We start from the raw sequence: 19461 nt of genomic DNA, 5'->3' as shown, positions 1-19461 counted from the left end.
CTATTCCCCATGCTGGTGGCGCAGCCGCTTCTCCAGCGCCCGCAAGGCCAACGACAGGCCGACGGTCAGGATGAGATAGATATAGGCGACGATCGAATAGGTTTCGAAGAAGCGGAACGAGCCGGCGGCGTAGATCTTGCCCATCTGGGTGATGTCGGCGACGCCGAGCACCGAGACCAGCGAGGAATCCTTGACCATGGCGACGAAATCATTGCCGAGCGGCGGCAGGATAGTGCGGATCGCCTGCGGAAAGATGACCAGCCGGAAGCGCTGGGTGCGCGTCAGCCCGAGCGCCTTGGCCGCTTCGATCTGCCCCTTCTCGACCGCCTGGATACCGGCGCGGAACACCTCCGAGATGAAGGCCGAATAGCCGATGGTCAGCGCCATGACGGCGCGCCAAAGCAACGACACGTCGCGTACCAGCAGCTCACCGAAGAGGCCGGCGCTTTGCAGCGGCGCCATCAGCGCGTTCCATGCCGCGACGAAGGCCGGCGCGCCGGCAAAGGCGATCCAGAACAACAGCACCAGCATCGGCACGCCGCGGATGATCTCGACGTACAAGCGGGCGATCTGGCTGAGCCAGCGTGAGCCCGACAGGCCCATCAGCGCGACGCCGAGGCCGATCGCGCAAGCCAGCGCGAAGGCGACCACCGTGACGAAGATGGTGACGCCGATGCCCTTGGCGACGGTTGCGAAGACCTGGGCATAGACGTCGCTGGCAGCGATGAAGATGGCGGCGGCCAAGGCGATCGCCACGGCCACGGCAAGCCACCACGGGAAGTCGGATTTGGCTGAGGCGAGAGGCGCCGACGGCATCAAGCGGTACCGATAACAGAGTCACGAAGGCAGCGTTCTGTCACACCCCCCTCTGGCCTGCCGGCCATCTCCCCCTCAAGGGGGGAGATCGGCAGCTTTGACCTCGCGGCCCGTTCTGCAACACTGAAAATTGGCGAAAGCCGATGCGAAATCCGATCTCCCCCCTTGAGGGGGAGATGTCCGGCAGGACAGAGGGGGGTGTACGAGCGCAGAGTCAGCGCGAGTTCCCGCGCACAATCGTCATGAAATGCGCGCAACAAGCGGGCCTACTGCCCCATCTTGTAATCAAGGAACCACTTCTTGTTGAGCGCGTCGAGCGTACCGTCTGCCTTGAGCGCGGCGATTGCCGCGTTGACCGGCTTCACCAGGTCGGAGCCCTTGGGGAAGATGAAGCCGAAATCCTCGGTGCCGAGTGGGCCGCCGATCAGCTTAAGGCCGCCATTGGACGCATCGACATAGCCCTTGCCGGCAGTGCCGTCGGTGAGCACGACGTCGACGTCGCCGGCCTTCAGCGCCTGCACCGTCGCGCCGAATGTCTCGAACAGCTTGATGCGCGGGTTCTGCTCGTTGCCGTCGAGCACGCTGTAGACGGCGGTGTAGAAGGGCGTGGTGCCGGCCTGCGCGCCGATCAGCCCGTCCTTGAAGGCGGCGAACGTCTTTGCATCGGTGAAGCGCTTCTCGTCGCCGCGCACCAGCATGAACTGTTCCGAGCGCATATACGGATCGGAGAAATCGACCTTCTGCTTGCGGTCGTCCTTGATGGTGATGCCGGTCATGCCGATGTTGTACTGATTGTCGGAAACCGCCTGGATCATCGCGTCCCAGGAGGTATTCTGGTACTCGACCTTGAAATTCAGCCGTTTGGCGATCTCGTTCATCGCGTCATATTCCCAACCGATCTGCTTGCCGGTCTTGGCATCGATGAACTGCAGCGGCGGATAGGCGTTTTCGGTCACCACCACCACTTTCTTGCCGCCGAGGTCGGGCAGCGCCTGCGCCAGAGCCGCGACAGGCACGAGAAGGCAAGCCAGCAGGCCGGCCAGCAGCAGTTTCGAATTGATCATGACGATGCTCCCCAGGAACTGAACCGCCTCGATCGGCCGAGGCATGCAGGAAATCCGGCGCCGACTTTAGCTTTCCGCCGGCGCCTTGCAAGCCGCTCCGATGCGGCGTTCGGCACGAAAATGGATTTCAATGCTTTCAACGGCGGCATTACGGAACGATCCGTATCGATTGCGGCCGATGCAGCCCGGCAAAATAGAATCCGCCTCGCGAAACAAAAAGGCGGCCGAAGCCGCCTTTCCGAAAATACGTTCTTGAAGAGCCTTATTCGGCGGCAGCTGCTTCCGCGGCCTTGGCGGCCTCGTCGGCGGCCTTCTTCTCGGCGGCGTCCTGCGCGGCCTTCTCGGCGGCCAGCGCCTGGGCGGCGGCCACTTTCTCGGCCTCGATGCGCGCCTTCTCGGCGTTCAGCGCATCGCGCTCTTCGTCGTTCAGCTTGCGGGCGCGCACGCCGGTGTTTTCCGAAATGCGGGCCGATTTGCCGCGACGGTCACGCAAATAGTACAGCTTGGCGCGACGCACCTTGCCGCGGCGCACGATCTCGACGCCTTCGACCATCGGTGAATAGACCGGGAACACCCGCTCCACGCCTTCGCCGTAGGAGATCTTGCGGACGGTGAAGTTTTCCTGGAAGCCGGCGCCGGCGCGGGCGATGACGACGCCCTCATAGGCCTGGACGCGGGTGCGGGTGCCTTCGGTCACACGGACCTGGACGCGCACGGTATCGCCGGGCTGGAATTCGGGGAGCTTGCGCTTGGCTTCGATCTTGGCGGCCTGCTCGGCCTCGAGCTGACGGAGGATGTCCATCTCAATAATCCACTTCTTGTTCTTCCGACAGTCAGAGCGTCCGACACTCGCCTTGCAGTCGCATCGACCGCTCGGCTATGCCCTTCGTTCGAGAACTTCTGTTCGAGAACATCGGGCAGGGGCGACTACACCGTCATTGTTGACGGGCCAGAAGATCGCTCTTGGCATATTTTCTTCCGGTTCGGCGCGCACATACAGCTATTTCGGCGCTTTGTCACGCCTTCGCTGTTTCTTTTTTGGCGCTGTTTCTTTTTGGCTGAGGCCGCTGTGGCAATCCCGTGATCGCTTGTGGTCCAGGGGGTTGCGCCCGCGCGTCAAGCTTCCTAAGCCGGAAGATAAGCATTTTCCTCCAGCGACGACACCCTCATGCCAATCTTGGACGCGGTCCTGCTCTTTCTCGCCGGCTTTCTATCAGGCGCGGTCAATGCCGTTGCCGGCGGCGGCACGTTCATAACCTTTGGCGCCATGACCCTGGCCGGCCTGCCGCCGATCGTCGCCAATGCGACATCGTCGGTGACGCAATTTCCTGGCTACATCACCTCGACGCTCGCCTATTGGCACGACATCAAGCATTTCTGGCGTGGCGCACTGCTGCTCAGCCTCATTTCGGCTCTCGGTGCGCTGTCTGGCGCGCTCATCCTTCTAGGGCTCGACAACCCGTCGTTCCGCGCCTTGGTGCCGTGGCTGCTGCTGGCGGCAACCGCATTGTTCGCTGCCGGGCCATGGCTGAAGCCGGCGCCCAAGCCGGAGCATGAGGCCGCGGTAGGTTCGCTGGTCGGGTCGCTGGCGCAGTTCGCCACCGCCGTCTATGGCGGCTTCTTCGGCGCCGGCATGGGCGTCATGATGCTGGCGACGCTCGGTCTCACCCAGTCCGGCGACTATCACCGGCTGAACGCATTGAAGAACATGCTGGCCGTGGTCATTGCTGCGGTTGCCATCCTCGTCTTCGTCTCGGGCGGCGTCATTGCCTGGCTGCAGGCGATCATCATGATCCCGGGTGGCGCGCTGGGTGGCTATGCCGGCGTCTGGATCGCCAGGCGCGTGCCGCAGAACGCGGTGCGCGGCTTCGTCATCGCCGTCGGCCTGTTCCTGGCTTTCTACTATTTCGATAAGGGCTGAGCGGCTGACAGATCCGGGCGTCGCTCCTTCGTCAGCCTCTCCGCTTCGGCCCGCCGCCACGCCGCGATCTTCCTGTGATTGCCCGAAATCAGCACTTCGGGGATCGGCCGCCCCTCGAATTCCTGCGGCCGTGTGTAATGCGGATGTTCGAGCAGGCCGTTTTCAAAGCTCTCTTCCTCGCCCGATTCCGCATTGCCCATGACGCCGGGCAACAGCCGCACCACCGCATCGAGCAGCACAAGTGCTGCCGGCTCGCCGCCGGACAGGATGAAGTCGCCGATCGACACTTCTTCGAGCCCCCGCGCTTCGATGACCCGCTGGTCGACGCCTTCGAAGCGACCGCAGACGATCACCGCACCCGGCCCGGCGGCGAGCTCGCGCACTCGCGCCTGTGTCAGCGGTTTTCCACGCGGACTCATTAGCAGTTTTGGACGCCGATCGCCCGGCGGCGAGGCATGGTCGATGGCGCTGGCCAGCACGTCCGCCCGCATCACCATGCCGGCGCCGCCGCCGGCCGGCGTGTCGTCGACGGTACGATGGCGATCGCTGGCGAAGTCGCGGATCTGGATTGCTTCGAGCGACCAGATGCCGGTCTCCAGCGCGCGTCCGGCCAGCGACAGCCCAAGCACGCCGGGAAACATCTCGGGATAGAGCGTCAGCACCGAAGCGGAAAAGCTCACCGGTTGCCTCCGGCGTCCTTCGGCCCGCGCGGCCTGCCCTTGGGGTCGAAGCTGTCGCGGTCGGCAGACGCTCCGTCGTCGTCCTCGACCAGCCCTGCCGCGGCCGGATCGACGCGGACAAAGCCACTGGCGATCGACACTTCCGGAACGGCGGCCTGCGTAAACGGAATAAGCACGCCTTTGCGCCCCGCCAGCGTCACGTCGAGAATGTCGCCGCCGCCGAAATTGTGCACGGCGACGACCTCGCCGATGGCGGCACCCGTGTCATCCCTGACCTCCAGCCCGACGAGGTCGGCATGATAGAATTCGTTCTCTTCGCCCTCGTCCGGCAACACCGAACGGTCGACGAACAATTCGGTGCCGGCGAGCGCCTCGGCGGCATTACGATCGCTGATGCCTTTGAAGCGCACCACCACCACGGTGTTGGCGGGCCTGATGTCGACGATCTGGAAGGCGCGGCCGTCCCTGGCATAGAGCGGACCGTAATCGGCCAGCGCCAGCGGATCGCCGGTAAAGCTCTTGACGCGCAACTCGCCCTTGATGCCATGCGCGGCACCGATCACGGCCATCTGGACGGGGTTTTGCGGCTTGCTCATCTGCGGAAAATCCTTTGCCTTGCTCTAACCCCAGCCCGTCGTCATTTCAATGACGCCGCTCTTCACCGCTTCCTAACCCGAGTGCCGGAAGATGGTGGGGAATTGGAAGAGCGCAATGCAGGAATTCCTCATCCCGGCAAAACCCGACCTTCAGGCGGCGCGCGAGGCCTGGCTGAAGATGCTGGCGCGAGAACGCCGGCTGTCGCCCGAAACCGTCGAGGCCTATGAGCGCGACACGCGCCAGTTCCTGCATTTCCTCACCGGCCATTGCGGCGGCTCGCCCGGCATTTCCGACATCGCCGATCTGCGCCCCGCCGATCTGCGCGGCTTTCTCGCTGCTCGCCGTGCCGGAGGCGCCGGCCCGCGTACGCTCGGGCGGGGGCTGGCCGGCATCCGCTCGCTGCTGCGTTTCCTGGAACGGCGCGGCCTCGCCAATGCGGCGGGTGCGGCGGCCTTGCGGGCGCCGCGGCAGCCGAAATCACTGCCCAAGCCGCTGACGGCAAGCGATGCAAAACACGTCGTCTCGGTGGAAGGCCAGGTGGCGGAGGAGCCGTGGATCGCCGCCCGCAACGCTGCCGTGCTGACATTGCTTTACGGTTCGGGCCTGCGCATTTCCGAGGCGCTCGGCCTGTCGAGCGCCGATCTGTCCTCGCCTGGTGATACCGTGCTGCGCGTCACCGGCAAGGGTGGCAAGACCCGGCTGGTGCCGGTTCTGCCGGTGGCGCTGCGGGCGATTGCTGAATACCGCCGCCTCTGCCCCTGGTATCTCGATCCCAAGGGCCTGCTGTTTCGCGGTGCCCGCGGCGGCCCGCTCAACCCGGCGATCGTCCAGCGCGACATGGCCAAGCTGCGCTCGGCGCTCAACCTGCCCGACACGGCGACGCCGCATGCGCTGCGCCATTCCTTCGCCACGCATCTGCTAGGGCGCGGCGGCGACCTGCGCACCATCCAGGAGTTGCTCGGCCACGCCAGCCTGTCGACAACCCAGATATACACCGGCGTCGACACCGCCAGGCTGCTCGAGATTTACGAAGCAGCTCATCCTCGTGCGTGATCGATGCATGTGTCGGTGGCCATCTCGCAACAATTTTGATGCGCCGGTTAACCGTTTTGCCGCTTTTTGCGCCTAGAACCGCAGCATGAAACGCCTCATCGCCATCGCCGACCGCGCGACCCATGTGTCGCTGAAGCTGCTCGTCGCGCTGAACGCCCTGTTTTTCCTCTCTTTCCTCATCGTCGCGCTGCTCGCGGCGGGCAAGGCACGCGCCGAGACTTCGGCCTGCACCGGTAGCGATATGCTGAGCGCGCTGCAAAAGGACGACCCGGCTGCCTACCGCAAGATCGAGGCGGAGGCGGCAGCGACGCCGAACGGCAAGGGCCTGCTGTGGAAGCTCGAAAAATCGGGCGAAAAACCGTCCTTCCTGTTCGGCACCATGCACGTTACCGACCCGCGCGTCACCACGCTGCCACCCGCCGCACAGAAGGCATTCGATGCGGCTGGCACCGTCATCATCGAGACCACCGAAGTGCTCGACAAGCAGAAGATGATGGCAGCAATGCTGAAAGAGCCGGATCTGATGATGTTCACCGACAAGACGACGCTTTCGTCGCTGCTGTCGCCGGAGGATGCGGCGGTGGTCAACAAGGCGCTCGATGCGCGTGGCATCCCGCCAGCGACCGTCGCCAAGATGAAACCTTGGTTGCTGTCGGCGATGGTGGCGCTACCTGCATGCGAAGTCGCCCGCCAGGCTGGCGGTGCGCCAGTGCTCGACGTCAAGCTTGCCAAGGACGCCGAGGCTTCGGGCAAATCGGTCGAGGGGCTGGAGACAATCGCCGACCAGCTGCGCGCCATGGCTTCGCTGCCGATCGCCTTTCACCTGAAGGGACTGGTCGATACGCTGAAGCTTGGCGACAAGGTGAACGACGTCAACGAAACCATGATCGTGCTTTACCGGCGTGGCGACACTGGCATGTATGTACCGCTGTTTCGGGCTATCGTCCCCGAACAGGTAGACGACCAATCGGGTTACGCCGAATTCGAGCAGACCATGATCACCAGCCGCAACAAGGTGATGGTCGATCGTGCAGCGCCGATCCTCGCCCACGGCAATGTCTTCATGGCGGTCGGCGCCATGCACCTTCCCGGAGCGCAAGGCTTGGTCGAGGGTTTCCGCAAGACCGGCTATACGGTGACCGCCGTCAACTGAACGACACGGCGGAGTTGCACACCGAATCATTGCCGAGGCGGGACCAGCCCTTACGCGTGGCGCGACGGCGGACCAGCCGCGCTTCGTACCAAGAAACCGAAAAAGGTTCGGTTTGGCTCGATCGAACCCATTTTGCGGTGGAAATGCATGCCTGCGAGCGATTCCGGATCAGAATTGCCCTGTTTTCGGCGTTTTCAACGCCTAATGTGAAACCGATTCAACGATTGTACGTTGATGGCTATTACTTGATGTTTTTCATCCACGGAGGACACTTTTATGGCGAACACACCCAATCCGAACGACCCATTCACCTCGCCGGGCTCCGCACGGCCAAGCGGCGGCGGCAGCGGCTGGCTGATTGCCCTGGTCGTCGTTATCCTGGCAATTGTCGCCTATTATGTTTTTGGAAGACGTAGCGAGGCACCTGCGCCTGCCGAACCGCCCGCAGCCAGCACACCAGCTCCCGCCCCAGCGCCGGCCGAGCCGATGAAACCAGCCGAACCGGCTCCTGCGCCAGCTCCGGCAACGCCCGCTCCGGCTCCGGCCCCGGCAACACCGGCTCCGGCTCCGGCCCCTGCGCCAGCCCCGGCACCAGCACCAGCGCCGGCACCGGCTCAGTAATCAGACTGCTGATTTAATATATGAACGGTCCGCTGAAAGGCGGGCCGTTTTGGGGAGCAGCCGTCGATGCTCTGAGCTGCGATTAGCCATGGGCCAACTTCATCTTCGTCATCCAGCGCGGAGCAGGAGCGAAGCGACATCGCGGAGACCCTGGAATCCATCTGCGGTTGAGAATGGAAGCCGTCTGTGGTGATCCTTCGCGCCCCTCTCTGTCCTGCCGGACATCTCCCCACTTGGGGCCACTTGGGGGAGATTGGCTATTTCGCCAATCGCCACCGTCGCCTGCGATTCAACCGCTCAGATATGGATCGGCTTGAAGAACGTCGCCAGTGCCGCCTCCTTCACCGCTTCCGACATTGTCGGATGGGCGTGGCAGGTGCGGGCAAGGTCTTCCGACGAGCCGCCAAATTCCATCAGCACGGCCGCCTCATGGATCATCTCGCCGGCGCCGAAGCCGACGATGTGGACGCCGAGTACACGGTCGCTGGCCTTGTCGGCCAGGATTTTCACAAAGCCGTCGGTGTGCAGCATGGCGCGCGCGCGGCCATTGGCGCTGAACGGGAATTTTCCGGCCTTGTAGTCGATGCCGGCCTTCTTCAATTCTTCTTCGGTCTTGCCGATCGTGGCGATTTCCGGCGTGGTGTAGACGACGCTCGGAATCACGTCATAGTTCACATGACCGGCCTGGCCGGCGATGGTCTCGGCCACCGCCACGCCCTCGTCTTCGGCCTTGTGGGCAAGCATCGGCCCGGCGATGACATCGCCGATGGCGTAGATGCCGGGCACGTTGGTCCTGAGATGGCCGTCGGTCTTGACCCGGCCGCGCTCGTCGACGTCGACGCCGGCCTCCTTCAGCCCGAGAGCGTCCGAATAGGCCCGTCGTCCCGTCGCAATCAGCACCGCGTCCGCCTCGATCGTCTCGGCTGCTCCGCCCTTGACCGGCTCGAAGGTAACCGTCGCCCCCTTCTTGGCCTTGGCGACGCCGGTCACCTTGGCGCCCAGCCTGAATTCAAAGCCCTGCTTCGACAGCAGGCGCTGGAACTGCTTGGAGACCTCGCCATCCATGCCGCCCAGGATGGTGTCGAGGAACTCGACCACGGTGACCTTGGCGCCGAGCCGCGCCCATACCGAGCCGAGCTCCAGACCGATGACACCACCGCCGACCACCACCAGATGGCCCGGCACCTTGTCCAGCGACAGCGCGCCGGTCGACGAGACGATCACCTTCTCATCGAAATCGACCTTGACGCCGGGAATGCCGGCGACGTCGGAGCCGGTGGCGATGACGATGTTCTTGGTCTCGATCTCCTCGACCTTGCCGTCATCGGAGGTCACCGACACCTTGCCGGCCGCAGCCACCTTGCCGGTGCCACGAAAACTGTCGATCTTGTTCTTCTTGAACAGGAAGGCGACGCCATTGACGTTGGCCGTCACCGTCGCATCCTTGTGTGCCATCATCTTCCCAAGGTTGAGCTTGGGCGCGCCGATCTCGACGCCGAGCGCCTCGAAGGAATGGCCGGCCTCGGCAAACATCTCGGACGCATGCAGCAGCGCCTTTGACGGGATGCAGCCGATGTTGAGGCAGGTACCGCCGAAGGTCGGGTTCTTTTCGACCACCGCCGTCTTCAGACCGAGCTGCGCCGCCTTGATGGCGCAGACATAGCCGCCTGGTCCCGATCCGATGATAACGACGTCATAGGCCATGATACTGTCCCTTTTGCTTTAGCGGCCGCCGCCGATTTCCAGATTGGCGCCGGTTGTGTAGGACGCCTCGTCCGACAGCAGCCAGAGAATTGCGGCTGCGACTTCCTCGGCGGTGCCGACGCGCTGCATAGGCACCACCTTGCTCATTCTCTCGGCCCGATCCGGCTGACCGCCGGAGGCATGAATTTCGGTGTCGATGATGCCCGGGCTGACCGCGTTGACACGAATGCCTTCGCCGGCCACTTCGCGGGCAAGCCCGACGGTGAAGGAATCGACCGCGCCCTTGGAGGCGGCGTAGTCGACATATTGACCCGGCCCGCCAAGCCTTGCCGCGATCGAAGAAACATTGGCGATGGCACCGCCCTTGCCGCCATGCCTGGTCGACATCCGCTTCACCGCCTCGCGGGCGCAAAGCATCGGCGCGATCACATTGATGCGCATCATGCGCTCCAGCCTCGCAGCGCTCAGCTCGTCGACGCGCGCGCTCTGGTCGACCACGCCGGCATTGTTGACGAGCGCGTCGAGCCGACCGAAACGGGCATCGACAGCCTCGAACATGGCCAACACGTCCGTCTCGCTGCCGACATCGCCCTTGACCGCAAAGGCTTCTCCGCCAGCAGCCTCGATGTCGGCGACCACCGTTTCGGCGGCTTTTGCATTCGACATGTAATTGACCGCAATACGATAGCCGGCCCTGGCGGCAAGCCTGCATGTAGCGGCGCCGATGCCGCGGCTGCCGCCGGTCACCAGCAGGATCTTTCCGCTCGCACTCATTCCTGACATCCTTTCAGGGCAAAGACGTCCCAGGGCACCTTGGAAAAGCCGTTGGCGCCGTAGGCCGCCGACATCTGCAACGACGCTCCCAGATCGGGCAGGATCAGCTTCTTCGGCGCATCCTTTCCTTCGCCCGGCAGCAACGCGATATTGCCCTGGTCGTCGGCAGTGTAGATGACGCCCTCCCACACGGTGCAGGCGGCGAGCTCGTCGCCGGTGACGTCGCCGGCCGGGCATTTGTACATCAGCGAGCCATGCGGCCGCGCCGCGCTCTCGGTCCACATGACGATGCCGTCGAGCACGACGCCCTTGTCGAGCACCATCTTGAAGCTGTTGGTGACGGCGGCCGACTCGCCGGTCGGCCTGAAATCGATCTCGGCGGCGTTTTCAGGATCGCCATAGACGGCGAGCTCGAGCGGGCAGGCGGCGTGCGCGGCTGCCGGGATCATCGCCGCGCCGACCGCTATCGATGCGGTCGACAGGCTTTCGGACAAGAAAGAACGGATCGTCACTGCTATCCGCCTTGAACAGCTTGATCGAGGATGAAGACCGTCGAAAGAAAATAGTCTATCTCAAACGCTACGTTTTCATTCCTGTCGACCGGAACCGCGTTCACCTCGTATTTGAGGGTCAAGATGCGAGAACTCTCCGCCAGCTCAATATAGACGTCGCGCTCACGACCGCCGCCGATTGCCCACTTGAACTCGCTCTTGTTCAGGAACTGCAGTGCCTTGGGCAAGGTATGTATGGCAATCGGTTTTGTGCCTGCAAAAGTCAGGGGATGCCGGCCCACATCGACGTTAAGATGGCCGTACCAAGTCGCCATCGTTCCACCCGATTCCAGTCTTCCGAAGACAGGCTCGACACTAATCGACCTCAGACGAAAATCGGGACTGAAGAAGAACTCGCAATTGGCACCATAGATGCACCACGCCGATCCGGCGTCCCCGTGGCGATAATGATTGTCCGCCCGCAGATCCTCCGGATCTATCAAGCTGCGAACCGTCTCGCGGTCGCTCTTGCCGAGCTCGATTGGGCCAGCACGGCCTGTCGACAATAGTTCGAACAGATCTATCGGGTCGATCGGCTCAGCCACCGGAGCCCCCTAGAGGTCGAGCACCAGCCGCTCGGGATCCTCCAGGCTTTCCTTGACCCGGACCAGGAAAGTCACCGCTTCCTTGCCGTCGACGATGCGGTGGTCGTAGGACAGCGCCAGATACATCATCGGCCGGATCACGATCTGGCCGCCGACCACCACCGGCCGCTCCTGGATCTTGTGCATGCCCAAAATGCCCGACTGCGGCGCATTGAGGATCGGCGTCGACATCAGCGACCCGTAAACGCCACCGTTGGAAATCGTGAACGTGCCGCCTTGCATATCGGCGACGGAGAGCTTGCCGTCGCGCGCCGCAAGCCCCAGCCTGCCGATGTCCTTCTCGATTTCGGCGATGGACATCTGGTCGGCATTGCGCACAACCGGCACGACAAGGCCTTTCTCTGTACCGACGGCAACGCCGATATGAGCGTAGTTCTTGAAGATGATGTCGGTGCCGTCGATCTCGGCATTGACCGACGGGATCTCCTTCAGCGCATGGGTGACGGCCTTGGTGAAGAAGCCCATGAAGCCGAGCTTCACGCCGTGCTTCTTCTCGAACACGTCCTTGTATTTGCCCCTCAGCGCCATCACCGCGCTCATGTCGACCTCGTTGAAGGTGGTCAGCATGGCGGCGGTCGATTGCGCTTCCTTGAGGCGGCGCGCGATCGTCTGGCGCAGCTTGGTCATGCGCACGCGCTCCTCGCGCGACGCATCGTCGGCCGGGGACGGCGCGCGCGCGGCAACGGGTGCCGGTACAGGCGCTGCCTTCGGCATTTCGGCCGGCTGCGACGGCGCGCCCCTGGCGATAAGGTCGAGCACGTCGCCTTTCAGCACCTGGCCGCGCTTGCCCGAGCCCGACACCTGGTCGACCGCGAGATTGTGCTCGGCCAGCAGCTTTGCCGCCGACGGCGCCGGCGGCATTGTGCGCGTCTCGATCGCGCCGGCGTCGCCGGCGATCTTGGCCGTCTCGGCAGCGGCCTGCTTGACGCTCGAGGCTGCGGTGGGAGCCGAAGCCTGCGATACCGCATCCTGTTTGTCCGCCGGAGCGGCGGCGGCATTGGCTGCCGCGCCGGCGCCCGCCGAAATCGTGCCGAGCAGTGCGCCGACGCCGACCGTCTCGCCTTCCTTGACGGCGATCTCGGCGAGCGTGCCCGCGGCGGCGGCCGGCACTTCCACCGTCACCTTGTCGGTTTCGAGCTCGACCAGCGGCTCATCGGCGGCGATCGCGTCGCCGACCTTTTTGAACCATTTGCCGATGGTCGCCTCGGTGACGGATTCACCAAGTGTCGGGACGCGGATTTCGGTTGCCATTGTGCCTGTCCGTTTCTTTCGGTTCTGTTCTATTCACCAAGCGCGTCGTCGAGCAAGGCGGCAAGCTGGGCGAGATGCTTCGACATCAATCCGGTCGCCGGCGAGGCGGCGGCCGGGCGGCCCGTATAGCGCACCCCCTGATGCATTGCGTCGATATGCGCCAGCACCCATTCGAGATACGGGTCGATGAACGACCATGCGCCCATGTTCTTGGGCTCCTCCTGGCACCACACCATCTCGGCATTGCGAAAGCGCGACAGTTCGGTGATCAGCGCCTTGGCCGGGAACGGATAGAGCTGCTCGACGCGCAGCAAATAGATGTCGTTGATGCCGCGCTTCTCGCGCTCTTCGTAGAGGTCGTAATAGACCTTGCCCGAACAGAGCACGACACGGCGGATTTTCGAATCCTTGGTGAGCTTGATGGCCTGGCCTGACAGCAGCTGCGCGTCGTCCCACAACAGCCGGTGAAAGGCGCTTTCGCCCGACATTTCCGGCAGCGTCGATACCGCCCGCTTGTGGCGCAACAGCGACTTCGGCGTCATCAGGATCAGCGGCTTACGGAAGTCCCGCTTCAATTGCCGGCGCAAGATGTGGAAGTAATTGGCCGGCGTCGTGACGTTGGCGACCTGCATATTGTCTTCGGCGCAAAGCTGCAGGAAGCGCTCGAGCCGGGCCGACGAGTGCTCCGGCCCCTGGCCTTCATAGCCATGCGGCAGCAGGCAGACGAGGCCCGACATTCTGAGCCATTTGCGCTCGCCCGACGAGATGAACTGATCGAACACCACCTGGGCGCCGTTGGCGAAGTCGCCGAACTGCGCTTCCCACAGCGTCAGCGCCTTCGGCTCGGCCAGCGAGTAGCCATATTCGAAGCCGAGCACGGCCTCTTCCGACAGCATCGAGTTGATGACCTCGAAGCCGGCCTGCGCCGCCGACAGATTGTTGAGCGGAATGTAGCGTGTCTCGTCGCGCTGGTCGTAGAGCACGGAATGGCGCTGCGAGAAGGTGCCGCGCTCCGAATCCTGTCCGGACAGCCGGATCGGATTGCCGTCGAGCAGGATGGCGCCGAAGGCCAGCGCCTCGGCCGTCGACCAGTCGATGCCTTCGCCGGACTCGATCGCCTGGCGGCGGTTGTCGAGGAAGCGGATGATCGTCCTGTGCGCCTCGAAATCCTTCGGCACCTCGGTCAGTTTCTTGCCGATCTCCTTCAGCATCTTGACCGGCACGGCGGTCTTGCCGCGCCGCTGTTCGTCCTGGTTGTCGGCCGAGCGCAGGCCGGACCACGCGCCGTCCAGCCAGTCCGCCTTGTTCGGCTTGTAATGCTGGCCCACCTCGAATTCCTGCTCGAGATGCGCCCGCCAATCGGCCTTCATCTTTTCGAACTCGGCCTGGGTGATGTGGCCTTCGGAAATCAGCCGGTCGGCATAGATCTGCACCGTCGTCTTCTGGTTGCGGATCTTGCGATACATGATCGGCTGGGTGAAGGCGGGCTCGTCGCCCTCATTGTGGCCGAAGCGGCGGTAGCAGAACATGTCCACCACGACAGGCTTGTGGAACTTCATGCGGAATTCGATCGCCACCTTGGTCGCATGGACCACGGCTTCCGGATCGTCGCCATTGACGTGGAAGATCGGCGCCTCGATCATCTTGGCCACGTCGGACGGATAGGGCGACGAGCGCGAGAAGCGCGGGTTGGTGGTGAAGCCGATCTGGTTGTTGATGATGAAATGCAGCGTGCCGGCGACGCGGTGGCCGCGCAGGCCCGACAGGCCGAGGATTTCGGCAATCACGCCCTGGCCGGCAAAGGCGGCGTCGCCATGCAGCAGCAAGGGCAGCACCTTAGCACGCTCTTCCAGCGGCACGATCTCCTCGCGGCTGCGGCCGAACAGATAGTCCTGTTTGGCGCGCGCCTTGCCCATCACCACCGGGTCGACGATTTCCAGATGCGAGGGATTGGCGGTCAGCGACAGATGCACCTTGTTGCCGTCGAACTCGCGATCCGACGAGGCACCGAGATGGTACTTCACATCGCCCGAGCCCTCGACCTCGTCGGGCGCAGCCGAGCCGCCCTTGAACTCATGGAAAATGGCGCGGTGCGGCTTGGCCATCACCTGCGACAGCACGTTCAGCCGGCCGCGATGCGCCATGCCGAGCACGATCTCCTTCATGCCGAGCTGGCCGCCGCGCTTGATGATCTGCTCCAGCGCCGGGATCAGCGACTCGCCGCCATCAAGGCCGAAGCGCTTGGTGCCCTTGTACTTGACATCGATGAATTGCTCGAAGCCTTCCGCCTCGACAAGCTTCTGCAGGATCGCCTTCTTGCCGGCGGCGGTGAAGGAGATCTCCTTGTCGGTACCCTCGATGCGCGCCTGGATCCAGGCCTTCTCCTCGGGATCGGAAATATGCATGAATTCGACGCCGAGCGTCGAGCAATAGGTCCGGGTCAGGATATCGAGCATCTGCCGGATGGTGCCGAATTCCAGCCCGAGTACATTGTCGAGGAAGATCGGGCGGTCGTAATCGGCTTCGGTGAAGCCGTAATTCTCCGGCGACAGCTCGTTATAGTCCTCGAGCGGCTTGGCGATGCCGAGCGGATCGAGATTGGCGTGCAAATGACCGCGCATGCGGAAGGCGCGGATCATCATGATGGCGCGGACGGAATCGCGCGTCGCCTGATGCACGTCGGCGTCGGAAAGCGCTGCGCCGTTGCCGGCCGCCCTGTCCTTGACCTTTTTTTCGATGTGCTTTTCGACCAGGCCCCAATTGCCGTCCAGCGCCGAGACCAGCTCGCCATTGGCCTGCATCGGCCAGGAGGGTTTGGCCCAAGAGGCGCCCTTGGCGTTCCTGCGCACGTCGCCGGCGTCATCCTTCAGCGCCGCGAAGAAGTCCCGCCATTCGGGATCGACGGAAGCGGGATCGTCCTCATAGGCGGCATAGAGCGCGTCGATGTAATCGGCATTGCCGCCATAGAGGAAAGAGGTAAGCGAAAATTGGTCGTTGGCCTGATCTTGTCTTGCCATGTCACTGTCGAAGCCTTTGCTTCGTCTCCTTTGTTGGAGGGGAGTAAGGGAATAGGGGAGTAAGGGAGTAGGGCAAATGCCCTCGTCTTGTTCCCTACTCCCCTATTCCCGTACTCCCTTACTCCCCTAACCCTTGATCGCCTCGACCAGCGTCGTGCCGAGCCGGGCCGGCGATGGCGAAACCTTGATGCCGGCCGATTCCATCGCCGCGATCTTGTCTTCCGCGCCGCCCTTGCCGCCGGAGATGACCGCGCCCGCATGGCCCATAGTGCGGCCCGCCGGTGCGGTGCGCCCGGCGATGAAGCCGGCCATCGGCTTGCTGCGGCCGCGCTTTGCCTCGTCCTTGAGGAATTGCGCGGCGTCTTCCTCGGCCGAACCGCCGATTTCACCGATCATGATGATCGACTTGGTCTCGTCGTCGGCGAGGAACATCTCCAGCACATCGATGAACTCCGTGCCTTTGACCGGGTCGCCGCCGATGCCGACGGCGGTGGTCTGGCCGAGGCCGACATTGGTGGTCTGGAACACCGCCTCATAGGTAAGCGTTCCCGAGCGGGAAACAACGCCGACCGAGCCCTTGCGGAAGATGCTGCCGGGCATGATGCCTATCTTGCATTCGTCGGGGGTCAGCACGCCGGGGCAGTTCGGCCCGATCAGCCGCGACGTCGAACGGTCGAGCCTCGCCTTGACCTTGATCATGTCCATCACCGGTATGCCCTCGGTGATGCAGACGATCAGCGGGATCTCGGCCTCGATCGCTTCCAGGATCGCTTCGGCAGCACCCGCCGGCGGCACGTAGACGACCGAAGCGTTGGCGCCGGTCCTGGCCTTGCCTTCGGCTACGGTGGCGAAGATCGGAAGCGCCTCGCCCTTGGCGCCGGTCCAGGTTTCGCCGCCCTTCTTGGGGTGGATGCCGCCGACCATCTTTGTGCCGTGATAGGCGAGCGCCTGTTCGGTATGGAACGTGCCGGTCTTGCCGGTCAGGCCCTGCACCAGCACCTTGGTGTTCTTGTCGACGAGAATGGACATCGGAGCCCTTTTCTAAAAACCATTGATCGAGGAAGGCGAGACGCGCCGGTAGACGCCGCTCACCATGTCTTGCCAGCCATCGCCGCCGGCAGGTCTGAAATGCAGTCGCATGCCGAAGGCATCGGCATTCTCGAAAATATAAGTCACACGCGCGGAGCCGCGCTGCGACGACCGCTCCAGAACCAGCTCCGTGCCGTTCCAGCTGCCTTTGGCCGGCGACATCGGCACGAAACCCATCGAATCGAACTGGTGCATGGTGACGATTTTGTTTTGCTGGTCGAAGCCGAACACGCTGTACGCGCCGAACGAAACCGTGCCGTCGCGGCGCTGGCGATAGCGCTGCACTACGAACAGGCCGCCGAACTGTGCCTCTGCCAGTATTTCCGAACTCGCTGTTCCGCCGTCGGCCCATTTCGTGGCCGACACCTCTTCCTCGCCGCGCCACGCTCCGACCAGCGCCCGGAGGCGCTGGTGATCGGCCGAGAGTGAGGAGAAGGGCGCAGCGTTCATGGTCAGAGCCGCTTGAGATCGGCGACGGTGAGGTCGCTCTTAGCGTTGCCGGTGTTGAGCGTCGTCGCCGGCTCGAACATCAGCACCACCGGCTGTTCGCTGAGCGAGCGCGGCCGGTGCTCGACGGCGCGCGGCACAACGATGAACTCGCCGCTGCCAAGCTCAACCGTGCCGTCGCGGAAATCGATGGCGATGCGGCCGCGCAGCACCAAGAATGCTTCGTCTTCATTGTCATGCGCGTGCCAGTCGAAGACATCGCCGAATTTGGCGATCTTGACCTGGCTGTCGTTCACGTCGCCGGCGATATGCGGATCGAAGACCTTCTTGATCTTCTGATCCGCCGCCTCGACGAGGTTTATCTTGTGCGGAGGCATCGCCTATCAACCTTGACCCTGAAGTTCTGTTTTCAAGCTGGGCATTTTTGGTTTCCGTGAACGACAGCACCGATCCATCGGCCCCCGGCGCGCCGGATCGTCACGATCTGCACCGATAAATTGCCGCCAGACGTTCTCAATTCACCAAGGGACTTGGGGTCATCATCGGCTTGGAAACTGCTGCCATATTTGGTCAGAAGCCTTTTCAGGATCATGTTGGCGGCCAGCTTCGGATCGTTGGTGCCGAAGGAGACCAGGCAGTCGCAGCGACCGTTCGAACTCTTGATTGAGGCAACGATTTCCGTAGCCTTGTAGACTTGTAGCCCGTCGGATCCGGCCTTGAACCCGCTTTGCCGGGCAACCGCGTTGAACCGGCCGAAGCTGGGCGCCGTTGCCGGACATAAGTTCATGAAGAGATTGACCCTCTTGCCGATCCAGGCGGGCGACTTCGAACTATCCGCGGCCGCAGCAGCGCTGGCCCAAAAGGCCATGCCGCAGAGCGCTATGGCCAGCAACCGATGCATCAGTCGCCCTTCACCGCCGCGACAATCTTCTTGGCTGCGTCATCGAGGTCATCGGCCGACACCACGTTTAGCCCGCTGTCGTTGATGATCTTCTTGCCGAGCTCGGCATTGGTGCCTTCCAGCCGCACCACCAGCGGCACCTGCAGGCCGACCTCCTTGACTGCTGCGATGACGCCCTCGGCGATGATGTCGCATTTCATGATGCCGCCGAAGATGTTGATCAGAATGCCTTTGACCGCCGGATCCTTGGTGATGATCTTGAACGCCGCCGTCACCTTTTCTTTCGACGCGCCGCCGCCGACATCGAGGAAGTTGGCGGGCTCGGCGCCATAAAGCTTGATGATGTCCATCGTTGCCATGGCGAGGCCGGCGCCGTTGACCATGCAGCCGATATTGCCGTCGAGCGCGACATAGGCGAGGTCGTATTTCGACGCCTCGATCTCCTTCTCGTCCTCTTCGGTGGTGTCGCGCAATTCGAGCACGTCCGGGTGGCGAAACAGCGCATTGTTGTCGAACGACACTTTGGCGTCGAGAACGCGCAGCCGGCCGCTCCTCATGACGATCAAAGGGTTGACCTCGAGCAGGCTCATGTCCTTCTCGACAAAGGCCTTGTAGAGGATGGGGAACAGCGTGGCGCCATCCTTGGCGGCGTCGCCGTCGAGCTTCAGCGCCGCGTTGAGCTTCCTCACATCGTCCGCAGTCACGCCCTTTTCCGGGTCGATGGCGACGGTGATGATCTTTTCCGGCGTGTCGTGGGCGACCGCCTCGATGTCCATGCCGCCCTCGGTCGAGACGACGAAGGCGACGCGCCCGACCGAGCGGTCGACCAGGATCGACAGATAGAGCTCGCGCTCGATGTCGGCGCCGTCCTCGATATAGAGCCGGTTGACCTGCTTGCCGGCCGGGCCGGTCTGCTTGGTGACCAGCGTATGGCCGAGCATCTCCTCGGCGTTGGCGACGACCTCGGCCACCGACTTCGCCAGCCTGACGCCGCCCTTGGCATCGGGCCCGAGCTCCCTGAACTTGCCCTTGCCGCGGCCGCCGGCATGGATCTGGCTCTTGACCACATAGAGTGGGCCGGGCAGCGCCTTGGCGGCAGCTTCCGCCTCGCTCGCCTTGAACACCGGCACGCCCTCGGCCACGGGTGCGCCAAAGCCTTTCAGCAGCGCCTTGCCCTGATACTCATGGATGTTCATGCGCTATGTCTCCAGCTTGCT

Annotated in this window: 19 protein-coding genes; 3 read left to right on the top strand and 16 right to left on the bottom strand. The window is 63.4% G+C overall.

From position 1 onward, the window contains the following. From NKH59_RS06675 to rplS, 3 genes are all read right to left on the bottom strand, one after another. Positions 1-816: an amino acid ABC transporter permease gene (locus NKH59_RS06675; RefSeq protein WP_352470797.1), complete on the bottom strand. Its 816-nt coding sequence runs from the start codon at positions 814-816 to the stop codon at positions 1-3. 266 nt (positions 817-1082) lie between these two features. Then, positions 1083-1880: a transporter substrate-binding domain-containing protein gene (locus NKH59_RS06670; RefSeq protein WP_031212709.1), complete on the bottom strand. Its 798-nt coding sequence runs from the start codon at positions 1878-1880 to the stop codon at positions 1083-1085. 262 nt (positions 1881-2142) lie between these two features. Next, positions 2143-2682: a 50S ribosomal protein L19 gene (rplS, locus tag NKH59_RS06665; RefSeq protein ID WP_254817835.1), complete on the bottom strand. Its 540-nt coding sequence runs from the start codon at positions 2680-2682 to the stop codon at positions 2143-2145. A gap of 366 nt (positions 2683-3048) precedes the next feature. Here rplS and NKH59_RS06660 point away from each other — a divergent pair, with 366 nt between their 5' ends. Beyond that, positions 3049-3801 carry a sulfite exporter TauE/SafE family protein gene (locus NKH59_RS06660; RefSeq protein ID WP_023679781.1) on the top strand — a complete coding sequence of 251 codons (753 nt, stop codon included), beginning with the start codon at positions 3049-3051 and terminating at the stop codon, positions 3799-3801. Here NKH59_RS06660 and trmD read toward each other — a convergent pair. Both trmD and rimM read right to left on the bottom strand, forming a co-directional pair. Then, positions 3783-4481 carry a tRNA (guanosine(37)-N1)-methyltransferase TrmD gene (gene trmD, locus NKH59_RS06655; RefSeq protein WP_352540835.1) on the bottom strand — a complete coding sequence of 233 codons (699 nt, stop codon included), beginning with the start codon at positions 4479-4481 and terminating at the stop codon, positions 3783-3785. The two genes, NKH59_RS06660 and trmD, sit on opposite strands and share 19 nt — an antisense overlap. Beyond that, positions 4478-5077, bottom strand: coding sequence for a ribosome maturation factor RimM (gene rimM / locus NKH59_RS06650; RefSeq protein ID WP_352540834.1), 600 nt, complete (start codon positions 5075-5077; stop codon positions 4478-4480). Before rimM ends, trmD begins: the two co-directional genes overlap by 4 nt. Before the next feature lie 115 nt (positions 5078-5192). Between rimM and NKH59_RS06645 the strand changes: the two genes are divergently transcribed. Continuing rightward, positions 5193-6131, top strand: coding sequence for a tyrosine recombinase XerC (locus NKH59_RS06645; protein WP_352540833.1), 939 nt, complete (start codon positions 5193-5195; stop codon positions 6129-6131). An 85-nt stretch (positions 6132-6216) separates the two neighbouring features. After that, the gene (locus NKH59_RS06640) at positions 6217-7284 is read left to right on the top strand and encodes a TraB/GumN family protein (protein WP_352832385.1); all 1068 of its coding nucleotides are present in this window, start codon (positions 6217-6219) and stop codon (positions 7282-7284) included. Between the two features lie 918 nt (positions 7285-8202). Here NKH59_RS06640 and lpdA read toward each other — a convergent pair. From lpdA to sucC, 11 genes are all read right to left on the bottom strand, one after another. Next, positions 8203-9609, bottom strand: coding sequence for a dihydrolipoyl dehydrogenase (gene lpdA / locus NKH59_RS06635; protein ID WP_353021379.1), 1407 nt, complete (start codon positions 9607-9609; stop codon positions 8203-8205). Between the two features lie 18 nt (positions 9610-9627). Beyond that, a complete protein-coding gene (locus NKH59_RS06630; protein WP_353021377.1) occupies positions 9628-10383 on the bottom strand; it encodes an SDR family oxidoreductase in 756 nt (251 codons plus the stop codon). Next, positions 10380-10832, bottom strand: coding sequence for a hypothetical protein (locus tag NKH59_RS06625; protein WP_353021425.1), 453 nt, complete (start codon positions 10830-10832; stop codon positions 10380-10382). Before NKH59_RS06625 ends, NKH59_RS06630 begins: the two co-directional genes overlap by 4 nt. A 65-nt stretch (positions 10833-10897) precedes the next feature. Continuing rightward, positions 10898-11479: a hypothetical protein gene (locus tag NKH59_RS06620; RefSeq protein WP_353021375.1), complete on the bottom strand. Its 582-nt coding sequence runs from the start codon at positions 11477-11479 to the stop codon at positions 10898-10900. A 9-nt stretch (positions 11480-11488) separates the two neighbouring features. Next, complete coding sequence (gene odhB / locus NKH59_RS06615; RefSeq protein WP_352470805.1) at positions 11489-12790, bottom strand: 2-oxoglutarate dehydrogenase complex dihydrolipoyllysine-residue succinyltransferase; 1302 nt, start codon at positions 12788-12790, stop codon at positions 11489-11491. A gap of 29 nt (positions 12791-12819) precedes the next feature. Then, positions 12820-15807, bottom strand: a complete 2988-nt coding sequence (locus NKH59_RS06610; protein WP_353021373.1) for a 2-oxoglutarate dehydrogenase E1 component — start codon at positions 15805-15807, stop codon at positions 12820-12822. 126 nt (positions 15808-15933) lie between these two features. Beyond that, positions 15934-16836 (bottom strand): succinate--CoA ligase subunit alpha, encoded by a 903-nt coding sequence (sucD, locus tag NKH59_RS06605; RefSeq protein WP_352832377.1) that lies wholly within the window; start codon positions 16834-16836, stop codon positions 15934-15936. Between the two features lie 12 nt (positions 16837-16848). After that, positions 16849-17346 (bottom strand): DUF1579 family protein, encoded by a 498-nt coding sequence (locus NKH59_RS06600; protein ID WP_353021372.1) that lies wholly within the window; start codon positions 17344-17346, stop codon positions 16849-16851. 2 nt (positions 17347-17348) lie between these two features. Then, entirely contained in the window at positions 17349-17720 is a 372-nt protein-coding gene (locus NKH59_RS06595; RefSeq protein ID WP_352615464.1) for a cupin domain-containing protein, read from the bottom strand. A gap of 32 nt (positions 17721-17752) precedes the next feature. Continuing rightward, on the bottom strand, positions 17753-18244 hold the full coding sequence (locus tag NKH59_RS06590) for a hypothetical protein (protein WP_352540825.1): 492 nt from the start codon (positions 18242-18244) through the stop codon (positions 17753-17755). Beyond that, complete coding sequence (gene sucC, locus NKH59_RS06585) at positions 18244-19440, bottom strand: ADP-forming succinate--CoA ligase subunit beta (protein WP_353021370.1); 1197 nt, start codon at positions 19438-19440, stop codon at positions 18244-18246. Before sucC ends, NKH59_RS06590 begins: the two co-directional genes overlap by 1 nt. Positions 19441-19461 lie beyond the last annotated feature (21 nt).

It is taken from the genome of Mesorhizobium sp. M0998 (assembly GCF_040318885.1).
In the GTDB taxonomy this organism is placed as follows: Bacteria; Pseudomonadota; Alphaproteobacteria; order Rhizobiales; family Rhizobiaceae; genus Mesorhizobium.
Note: the sequence above shows the minus strand (reverse complement) of the source record. Positions and strands in the feature narration are given on the sequence as shown.

Bases quoted from the DNA above. Each gene is read 5' to 3' on its own strand.
- NKH59_RS06675 (WP_352470797.1), bottom strand. From the start codon at position 816: ATGCCGTCGGCGCCTCTCGCCTCAGCCAAATCCGACTTCCCGTGGTGG.
- NKH59_RS06670 (WP_031212709.1), bottom strand. From the start codon at position 1,880: ATGATCAATTCGAAACTGCTGCTGGCCGGCCTGCTGGCTTGCCTTCTC.
- rplS (WP_254817835.1), bottom strand. From the start codon at position 2,682: ATGGACATCCTCCGTCAGCTCGAGGCCGAGCAGGCCGCCAAGATCGAA.
- NKH59_RS06660 (WP_023679781.1), top strand. From the start codon at position 3,049: ATGCCAATCTTGGACGCGGTCCTGCTCTTTCTCGCCGGCTTTCTATCA.
- rimM (WP_352540834.1), bottom strand. From the start codon at position 5,077: ATGAGCAAGCCGCAAAACCCCGTCCAGATGGCCGTGATCGGTGCCGCG.
- NKH59_RS06645 (WP_352540833.1), top strand. From the start codon at position 5,193: ATGCAGGAATTCCTCATCCCGGCAAAACCCGACCTTCAGGCGGCGCGC.
- NKH59_RS06640 (WP_352832385.1), top strand. From the start codon at position 6,217: ATGAAACGCCTCATCGCCATCGCCGACCGCGCGACCCATGTGTCGCTG.
- lpdA (WP_353021379.1), bottom strand. From the start codon at position 9,609: ATGGCCTATGACGTCGTTATCATCGGATCGGGACCAGGCGGCTATGTC.
- NKH59_RS06630 (WP_353021377.1), bottom strand. From the start codon at position 10,383: ATGAGTGCGAGCGGAAAGATCCTGCTGGTGACCGGCGGCAGCCGCGGC.
- NKH59_RS06625 (WP_353021425.1), bottom strand. From the start codon at position 10,832: ATGATCCCGGCAGCCGCGCACGCCGCCTGCCCGCTCGAGCTCGCCGTC.
- odhB (WP_352470805.1), bottom strand. From the start codon at position 12,790: ATGGCAACCGAAATCCGCGTCCCGACACTTGGTGAATCCGTCACCGAG.
- NKH59_RS06610 (WP_353021373.1), bottom strand. From the start codon at position 15,807: ATGGCAAGACAAGATCAGGCCAACGACCAATTTTCGCTTACCTCTTTC.
- sucD (WP_352832377.1), bottom strand. From the start codon at position 16,836: ATGTCCATTCTCGTCGACAAGAACACCAAGGTGCTGGTGCAGGGCCTG.
- NKH59_RS06600 (WP_353021372.1), bottom strand. From the start codon at position 17,346: ATGAACGCTGCGCCCTTCTCCTCACTCTCGGCCGATCACCAGCGCCTC.
- NKH59_RS06595 (WP_352615464.1), bottom strand. From the start codon at position 17,720: ATGCCTCCGCACAAGATAAACCTCGTCGAGGCGGCGGATCAGAAGATC.
- NKH59_RS06590 (WP_352540825.1), bottom strand. From the start codon at position 18,244: ATGCATCGGTTGCTGGCCATAGCGCTCTGCGGCATGGCCTTTTGGGCC.
- sucC (WP_353021370.1), bottom strand. From the start codon at position 19,440: ATGAACATCCATGAGTATCAGGGCAAGGCGCTGCTGAAAGGCTTTGGC.